Annotated in this window: 9 protein-coding genes; 4 read left to right on the forward strand and 5 right to left on the reverse strand. The window is 70.5% G+C overall.

Annotated elements, in window-relative coordinates; translation table 11 throughout:
• Positions 1 to 58: 58 nt before the first annotated feature.
• Positions 59 to 1,063, reverse strand: coding sequence for a LacI family DNA-binding transcriptional regulator (locus JNL41_RS20060; protein ID WP_293477949.1), 1,005 nt, complete (start codon positions 1,061 to 1,063; stop codon positions 59 to 61).
• Between the two features lie 72 nt (positions 1,064 to 1,135).
• Here JNL41_RS20060 and JNL41_RS20065 point away from each other — a divergent pair, with 72 nt between their 5' ends.
• Complete coding sequence (locus JNL41_RS20065) at positions 1,136 to 2,587, forward strand: MFS transporter (RefSeq protein ID WP_293477950.1); 1,452 nt, start codon at positions 1,136 to 1,138, stop codon at positions 2,585 to 2,587.
• Complete coding sequence (locus JNL41_RS20070) at positions 2,584 to 3,810, forward strand: Gfo/Idh/MocA family oxidoreductase (protein WP_293477951.1); 1,227 nt, start codon at positions 2,584 to 2,586, stop codon at positions 3,808 to 3,810. The genes JNL41_RS20065 and JNL41_RS20070 overlap by 4 nt, the downstream gene beginning before the upstream one ends.
• A 16-nt stretch (positions 3,811 to 3,826) precedes the next feature.
• On the opposite strand, the gene JNL41_RS20075 is transcribed toward JNL41_RS20070, so the two are convergent.
• From JNL41_RS20075 to JNL41_RS20085, 3 genes are all read right to left on the reverse strand, one after another.
• Positions 3,827 to 4,261, reverse strand: a complete 435-nt coding sequence (locus JNL41_RS20075; protein WP_293477952.1) for a cupin domain-containing protein — start codon at positions 4,259 to 4,261, stop codon at positions 3,827 to 3,829.
• Positions 4,258 to 4,767, reverse strand: coding sequence for a sigma-70 family RNA polymerase sigma factor (locus JNL41_RS20080; RefSeq protein ID WP_293477953.1), 510 nt, complete (start codon positions 4,765 to 4,767; stop codon positions 4,258 to 4,260). The genes JNL41_RS20075 and JNL41_RS20080 overlap by 4 nt, the downstream gene beginning before the upstream one ends.
• 228 nt (positions 4,768 to 4,995) lie before the next feature.
• Positions 4,996 to 5,820: a potassium channel family protein gene (locus JNL41_RS20085; protein WP_293477954.1), complete on the reverse strand. Its 825-nt coding sequence runs from the start codon at positions 5,818 to 5,820 to the stop codon at positions 4,996 to 4,998.
• A 73-nt stretch (positions 5,821 to 5,893) separates the two neighbouring features.
• Between JNL41_RS20085 and JNL41_RS20090 the strand changes: the two genes are divergently transcribed.
• Both JNL41_RS20090 and JNL41_RS20095 read left to right on the forward strand, forming a co-directional pair.
• Positions 5,894 to 6,076 carry a DUF3008 family protein gene (locus JNL41_RS20090; protein ID WP_293477955.1) on the forward strand — a complete coding sequence of 61 codons (183 nt, stop codon included), beginning with the start codon at positions 5,894 to 5,896 and terminating at the stop codon, positions 6,074 to 6,076.
• 78 nt (positions 6,077 to 6,154) lie between these two features.
• Entirely contained in the window at positions 6,155 to 7,636 is a 1,482-nt protein-coding gene (locus JNL41_RS20095) for an amidase (protein ID WP_293477956.1), read from the forward strand.
• Here JNL41_RS20095 and JNL41_RS20100 read toward each other — a convergent pair.
• Positions 7,633 to 8,106 (reverse strand): serine hydrolase (locus JNL41_RS20100; protein WP_293477957.1); only part of this gene is annotated, 474 nt, incomplete at its 5' end. The two genes, JNL41_RS20095 and JNL41_RS20100, sit on opposite strands and share 4 nt — an antisense overlap.

Genomic DNA, 8,106 nt, shown 5'->3' on the forward strand with positions numbered 1-8,106 from the left:
CCCGTCGCTTTTCTGATGTAATGCATTACACGCACGCGAACACCTGTCGACTCCGTTGTCAGGCCGCTGGGCCCGTGGACGCGCGCACCACCAGTTCGTGCGCCAGGGTCACCGGCTCGGCCGGAGCCGGCTCACCTGCCAGGATGTCCAGCAGCAGCTTCACCGCCGTACGCCCGATCTCGGCCATCGGCTGGCGCACCGTCGTCAGCGGCGGGTCCAGGAAGCGCGCGTAGCGGACGTCGTCGAAACCGACGATGGAGAGCCCCGCGGGACAGGCGACGCCCCTCGCCCGGCAGGCGGACAGGGCCCCCACGGCGATCTCGTCCGAGAAGCAGAAGACCGCGCTCGGCCGGCCGGCCGCCGCCAGAAGCCGCGTCGTCTCCTGCAGCCCCGACTCGATGGTGTAGTCGGCGTGGACGACGGCCAGCCCGCGCTCCGCGCCCGCGGCGACGGCGGCGCGCCGCACCCCCGCCAGCCGCTCGCGGGTCAGGTGGCTCTCCAGCGGGCCCGCGATCACGCCGACACGGCAGTGGCCCATGGAGTACAGCAAGCCCATCGCCTCGGCGGCGGCCCGCGCGTTGTCGATGTGGACGCCGGCGACGCCATGCTCGGCGGAGAAGTCGCAGGCGTTGACCAGTGGCGCCTGGGCGCCCCGCGCCGCCACCACGCGCGCCAGCGATGGCGGCATCCGGTGGCCCAGGAAGATCAGCCCGTCGGCCTCCTTGCGCAGCAGCATCTCGGCGTACTGCGCCTCGCGGCTCTCGTCGCCGCGGGTGTCGCCCAGCAGCACCGAATGGCCCGCGGCCTGCGCCGCCTCCTCGGCGCCTCGCAGGACCTCCGAGAAGAAGGGGTTCGAGACGTCGGGGACCATCACCATGATCTTCGACGTCCGCAGCATGCGCAGGCTCTTGGCCGCGTGGTTCGGGGCGTAGTGCAGCGCCTCGATCGCCTCCTGCACGCGCGCCCGGGTCTCGGGTTGCACGATCTCGGGATTGGAGAGCGCGCGCGACACCGTGGCGGTCGACACGCCGGCCCGCGCAGCCACGGCCTTGATCGTGCTCACCGGCTCCCCGCTTGATCTGCCCGCCCCGATGGGCGATGAAGATGTAAAGCATTACATCAGGGAGGGGAAGCGATGGGGGAATCGAGTTCGCCGGCCGGAGTCGAGGGCGCGCGCCTGTTCACCGGCAGTTGCGCCGCCGTCACCGCCCTGGCGTTCAGCTTCGCGGCCATGAGCGGCGTGATGTACGCCCTGAAAGGCGAGTTCCTGCTGACCAACGCCCAGGTGGGCCTGATCGGCGGCGCCGGTCTCTGGGGCATGGCGATCTCGCAGATCGGCTTCTCGTCGGTCGTCGACGTGGTGGGCATGAGGAACCTCATGCGCCTGACCTTCGTCGGCCATGTGGCGGGCGTGCTCCTCTTCGTCACCGCCACCGGCTTCGGCGGGCTCTTCGCCGGCGCGCTGGTGATGGCGATCGCCAACGGCGTGATCGAGGCGGTGTGCAATCCGCTCGTCGCCACGCTCTATCCGGAGCGCAAGGCCAGCATGCTGAACCGGCTGCACCTCTGGTTCCCGGGCGGCATCGTCCTGGGTGGCCTCGCCATCTGGGGCCTCAGCTACACCGACCTCTCCTGGCGCTGGTCGATGGCCGTCGTGCTCGCCCCGGCCCTCCTCTACGCCGCGCTCCTCGCCACCGCGAAGTTCCCGCCCACCGAGGCGGCGCAGCATGGCGCGAAGTTCACCGACGCCTTCCGGGCGGTGTTCACCACCCCGCTGCTCTGGCTGTTCCTGGGCCTGATGGCGATCACCATGAGCCTTGAGCTCGGCCCCAACCGCTGGATTCCGGCGGTGCTGGAGGCCGGCGGTCTCTCGGGCATCCTGGTGCTGGTGATGATCAACGGCGTCATGGCGGTGGCCCGCGCCAACGCGCATGCGCTGCTCTCCCGCGTCTCGCCGCCGGTCGTGCTGATGATCGGCACGGGCGTCGCGGGCCTGGGCCTGCTCTGGCTGTCCTATGCGAGCGGGCTCGGCGCGACCGTGGCCTCGGCCCTGGTCTTCGCGGTCGGCATCGCGGTGGTGTGGCCCACCATGATGGGCTTCGTCTCCGAACGCGCGCCGCGCACCGGCGCACTCGGCCTCGGCCTCATGGCCGCCGCCGGCTCCCTGGCCGTCGGCATCGTCACCACGCCGCTGCTGGGCGAGATCGCCGACAAGCACCTGCCGCAGATCGCGCCGGCCGCCGAGGTGCGCACGATCGCCGCCCAGGTCGCCGCACAGCCCGGCGTCACCGATCCGAAGCTCAAGGAAGAGGCGCTGGCCATGGCCGGCGCGGCGGCGCTGCCCGCGGAGACCGGCGACCTCCTGCGCCGCGCCGCCGCCGGCGAAGCAGGTCCCGACATCGCCAAGGCCGCCGGCCCCGTGCTGGCCGCCGCAGAGAACAAGAGCGGCCTGCTGAGCTTCCGCTATCTCGTGCCGTTCGCGGCGCTCGTCTGCCTCGTCTTCGGCCTGGTGATCCTCATGGACCGCCGCGCCGGCGGCTACGCGGCCCAGGTCGCACGCGCCCAGTTCCAACAGGAGACCCGATGACCGTCCCGCCCCTTCGTATCGGCTTCATCGGCTCCGGCTTCATCGCGAAGTTCCACCTCAAGAGTTTCGAGAGCGTCCGCAACGCCCAGATCACCGGCGTCTTCAGCCCCACGCCCGCCAAGCGGCAGGCGCTGGCGGACGCGGTGAACGCCGCCGAACTCGGCCCCTGCACCGCGCACGACAGCCTGGAGTCGTTGCTGAACGCCCCGGATGTCGACGCCATCTGGCTGCTCTCGCCCAACGACACGCGCCTGGACGTCATGCGCGCGCTCAACAAGGCGGTGAAGGCCGGCACGTCGAAGGTCCGCGCGGTGGCCTGCGAGAAGCCGCTGGGCCGGACGCTGGCCGAAGCCCGCGAGGTGCTGAGCCTCGCCGAGGACGTCGGCCTCGCCCACGGCTACCTGGAGAACCAGGTGTTCTCGACCGCCGTCGAGCGCGGCAAGGAGATCATCTGGCGTCGCGCGGTCCCCGCCACCGGCCGCCCCTACCTCGCCCGCGCGGCCGAGGAGCACTCGGGCCCGCACGAGGCCTGGTTCTGGCGCGGCGACAAGCAGGGCGGCGGCGTCATGAGCGACATGATGTGCCACTCGGTCGAGGTCGCCCGCTTCCTGCTGACGAAGCCCGGCGCGGCGCGGAACAGCCTGAAGGTCACCTCCGTCCAGGGCTCCGTCGGCTACCTCAAGTGGAGCCACGGCCGCTACGCGAACCAGCTCCAGGAGACCTACGGCAAGGAGGTCGACACCGTCCGCCGCCCGATCGAGGACTTCGCCCGCGCCACCGTCACCCTGGAGGACGAGGCGGGCCAGCCGCTGATCATCGAGGCCTCGACGTCCTGGTCCTACGTGGGCGCTGGCCTGCGTATCGACCTGGCGCTGCTGGGCCCCGAGTACGCGATGGAGTTCAGCTCGCTCAGCCCGGCGCTGAAGGTGTTCCTCTCGCGCGCCATCACCGGCGAGGGCGGCGAGGATCTGGTCGAGAAGCAGAACGCCGAGCAAGGCCTGATGCCCATCGTCGAGGACGAGGCCGGGGTCTACGGCTACATCGGCGAGAACCGCCACATGGTCGACTGCTTCCGGCACGGCCGCGCGCCCATCGAGACCTTCGAGGACGGCGTCGAGGTCGTGCGCATGATCATGGGCCTCTACAAGTCCGCCGAGGAAGGGCGCGTCATCGCCGTCGACGATCCCGGCCTGGAAACCTACGTCCCCGAACCGGCGCGGTAAGGTTGCCCTGACGCGGCTAAGCCGCGCCGTAGTGGACCAGCACGATGCACCCCGTCTTCGTGGTCCAGCGCGGATGCGCCCCGCCCTCGGGCGTGCCGAGGTAGTCGCCCGGACCATAGGACTGGTCGTCGATGACCAGGTCGCCGGCGACGACCACCGTATGCTCGAAGCTGCGATGCTCGTGGTCGGGGATCGCCGCACCCGGCTCGCAGCGCAGCAGGTACGTCTCCCGCGTCCAGAGCCGCTTGAACGTCACCCCCGGCGCGTAGGCGCGCCAGCGGCCCTCGCCGACCCGGTCCTGGGTGTTGGCGAGGCCGAGCCCCTCCATGCCGCCCGCGATCCGCGCCCAGAGCTTCGCCGGCGGGTCCTCCGCGGGCATGGCGAGGTCGAGCCCGGCCAGATGCTGGTCGGTCTCCTCGTCGACGAACCAGGGCGCTTTCCTGCCCGTCATCCCGCCAAGTTCTCCTTCAGCGCGGCCACGCCCCGCCGCACCCAGCTCTTCACCGTCCCGAGCGGCGCGCGCATATGCTCGGCAAGCTCGGAATGGCTCAGTCCATAGACGTACATGAGCACCACCGCATTCCGATGCGCCTCGGGCAGATCCTCCAGCGCCTGCCTGAGACGCGGATGCACCCAGGTGTCGTCCAGCGGCGGCGACTCCAGCTCGTCCGGCAGGGCGGCCATCTCGCGCGGCCGGCAGTCGATGGCGGCGTGGCGGGCCACAATGGTGATCCAGGTCGAGGGCTTGCCGCGCGCGGCGTCGAAGCGGTGGGCGTTCTTCCAGATCTTCAGGAACGCCTGATGCGCGGCGTCCTCGGCCAGCGCTGCGTCGCGCAGGATGCGCCTGGCGATGCCGTAGAGCCGGCCGCCGATCAGCCGATAGAGCGCGTGGGCCGCCTCGCGGTCGCCCCGCCCCATCGCCCCCAGGAGGCGCGCCAGCTCGCCCTCGTCCAGCATCGATCTCACATACCCGCGTCGTCCGACGGCCGCATCCGTTTCGACCCGCGGCGGGGTAGCCCCCGACGACAGGTCAGCGCCCCTGCGGGCGCCGAAACGGACGGGAGAGGATACGGCGGTCATCGCGGCAAGTATGCGGGATGTCATAATAATTGTAGAGTATTTATTCCAATCAAAATGAAATCAATTCTGGCGGAATCGAGTTTTCCTCCGGATCATTTCACATGATCATTCGTCGTTCGGAATATTCAGTAGCGCTCCGCAGGCTTTGCAGTGTACGGCGTCCGGATCATGGCGCATCAGGCCGCAGTCCTGGCAGGTGAAGCGGACCTTGTAGGGCCGGATCAGCGTCTGGGCGAAGCGGACGAAGAGCGTGATGCCGCTGATCATGATCACGATGGTCAGCAGCCGCCCCCAGGCGCCCGGAAGCGTGATGTCGCCGAAGCCGGTCGTCGTCAGGGTGGTGACGGTGAAATAGAGCGCATCGACGTAGCCGTTCAGGCCGGGATGGCTGCGTGCGAAGCTGGCGTAGACGAAACCCGTCGCTACGAAGATGAACGTGACCAGGGTGGCCAGCGATTTCGAGACATCCTCGACCCGGCTGTCGTCGTAGCGACGGCCGACCGTGTCCCAGAAGATCTCGCTGTGGAGCACCGACCACAGCCTCAGCACCCGCAGGAAGGCGAAGTTGAAGAGCAGCAGCGGGAAGAGCAGCGTCACCAGCACGAAGAGGTCGAGCCACGTCGACAGGCGGCGCAGGAAGACGCGGAGGCTGGTGTCGGCGAGCGCGCGCGCCCCCACATCGAGGGTGAGCACCAGCGCCACCACATAGTCCAGCGTCAGGTAGACGGGGTAGTAGTCGCGCAGGAACGGCGCGGCGATGAAGAAGCCGATCAGCAGCACGTCGATGGCGATGACCCAGAGGCGGAAGCGGACCGCCTCGGGCGAGGCCCCGTGGTAGAGTTCGCGCAGGCGCACGCGCAGCCGCGGAAGCGCTCGTCGCCTTCCCGGATCGCCCGCCACGCCCTGCTCCACCAAAACCTCCTCGGCCATGAACCCCGGAGGCGGCCCGCGGGTTCATTCGGCCTGACGCGCAGCGTGGCGCGGTCAGCGAAGGAGCACAACCATGCCCGCCAAGTCCGCCGCCCAGCAGAAAGCCGCCGGGGCCGCCCTCTCCGCCAAGCGCGGCGACACCCCCAAGAGCAAGCTCCAGGGAGCCTCGAAGTCGATGCTGTCGATGTCGGAGGAGGAACTCGAGAGGATGGCCCACACCCGGCGCAAGGGTAAGCCCGAACACGTGAAGCACTGAGCCTCTTGCCGCGCCCGCCCCCGACCGGCCAAGCTCGCCGCTAACCCGGCCATCGAGTCCGGGGCGGGAGGGGCTTCCATGGATCGGATCACACGTCGGGGTTTGGGCGCGCTGGGCTTTGCCGCGCTCGCCAGCGAGGCGTTCGCCAAGGCGCCGGCGATCAGGTCGGCCTGGCCCGACGCCACCGAGACCGCGGCCATGATCCGCGGCGGCCAGTTGTCGGCGCTCGAGGCCACGAAGGTCGCCATCGAGCGGACGCTGAACCTGCAGCCCAAGCTGAACTTCGTCGTCGCCTCCGACTTCGACCGCGCGCTGAAGCGGGCCGCCGCGGGCGCACCCGCCGGCCCGTTCGGCGGCGTGCCGTTCCTCGTGAAGGACCTGGACGACTTCATCGGCCTGCCCACCCGCAACGGCAGCCGCGCCTTCCTGCCTCTGCCGCCGGCCACGAAGCAGGACGCCCTGATCGACGCCTACGGCAAGGCGGGGGTGAACGTGATCGGCAAGTCGGCGACGCCCGAGGCCGGCTTCCTGCCCACCACCGAGCCCTTCGCGTTCGGCGCGACCCGAAATCCCTGGGACATCACCCGCTCCTCCGGCGGTTCGTCGGGCGGCGCGGCGGCGGCGGTGGCGTCCGGCGCGGTGACCGTCGCCCACGCCAGCGACGGCGGCGGCTCCATCCGCATCCCGTCCTCCTGCTGCGGGCTCTTCGGCCTGAAGCCGTCACGCGGCCGCACGGTCGACGCGCGGGCCGACACCAGGGTCAGCAACATCGGTGTCAGCCATGTCGTCAGCCGCAGCGTCCGCGACTCCGCGGCCATGTTGGCGGCGACGGAGGACTCGGGTCCCGGCGCCCAGCACGCGCCGGTCGGCCTCGTCACGGCGCCGCTCAGGCGCAAGCTGCGCGTGGGCCTCGTCATCGACGGCGGCGCCGGCAAGCCGCCCTCGGCCGAGGTGAGGGCCGCGACCGAAAGTTCGGCCGCCCTGATGCGCGACCTCGGCCACACGGTGATTCCCACGACGTGGCCGATCCCGCAGACGTTCATCAACGACTTCCTGCTGCTGTGGGCCTCGGGCGCGGCGGGCTTCGCCGACGCCATCGCGCAGATCGCCGGCCGACCGGCGGACGGCACGCTCATGGAGCCGTTCAGCCTGGGCCTCGTGGATATGTCGCGCCGGGCGCCGAAGGATGCCCTGCCGCAGGCGATCGGGCGGCTGGAGGCCGCGGCCAAGGCCTACGGCCGGTGGTTCGACGACAACCGCTTCGACGTGATCCTGTCGCCGGTGCTGGCCTGGGCGCCGCCGAAGCTGGGCGAGGTCGGCCCGGCCGTTCCGTTCGACACGCTGGTGGAGCGCCTCATCGAGTATGTAGGCTACACGACCGTCCATAACGTAGCGGGCGCGCCGTCGATGAGCGTGCCGCTGAACTGGACTCCCGGCGGCCTGCCCGTCGGCACGCAGTTCGCCGCCCGCGTCGGCGCCGAAGGCCTCCTGTTCCAGCTCGCCTATCAGCTCGAAGCCGCCCGCCCCTGGGCCGACAAGGCCCCGCCGGTGCGGATCTAGATCGAGCCCATCGCGGTCCAGACGCCCATGGCGAGGCCCAGCGCGCGCATGTCGCCCTGGGTCGTCGGCGCCATCTTGTTCATGGCGTAGCTGATGGTGGTGCGCGCCTTCATGTCGATGAGGATCAGCGAGCCGCCGTAGCCGCCCCAGTACATGCTGTCCTGCGGGTTCGGCAGCGGCAGCACGCCCGAAAGGCCGAAACCCAGGCCGAAGCGCGCCGGCGTGCCCAGGATCAGGTCCTCGCCCTCGACCTGCAGCTCCAGCGCCTTGCGGCAGCCCGCCTCGCTCATGAACCGCCTGCCCCTGGCGACGCCACCGTTGGCCAGGATCGTGTGGACCAGCGCCACCGATCGCGCATTGCCCGTGCCGCCGGCGGCCGGGATCTCGGCCCCGCGCCAGGCCCGCGTCTTCGTCGCCGAGACGTCGATGCCGGGGTTCAGCGACATGTTCGCCTGCAGCTCGGTCTGGCT

Source organism: Phenylobacterium sp. (genome assembly GCF_016793285.1).
GTDB lineage: Bacteria > Pseudomonadota > Alphaproteobacteria > Caulobacterales > Caulobacteraceae > Phenylobacterium.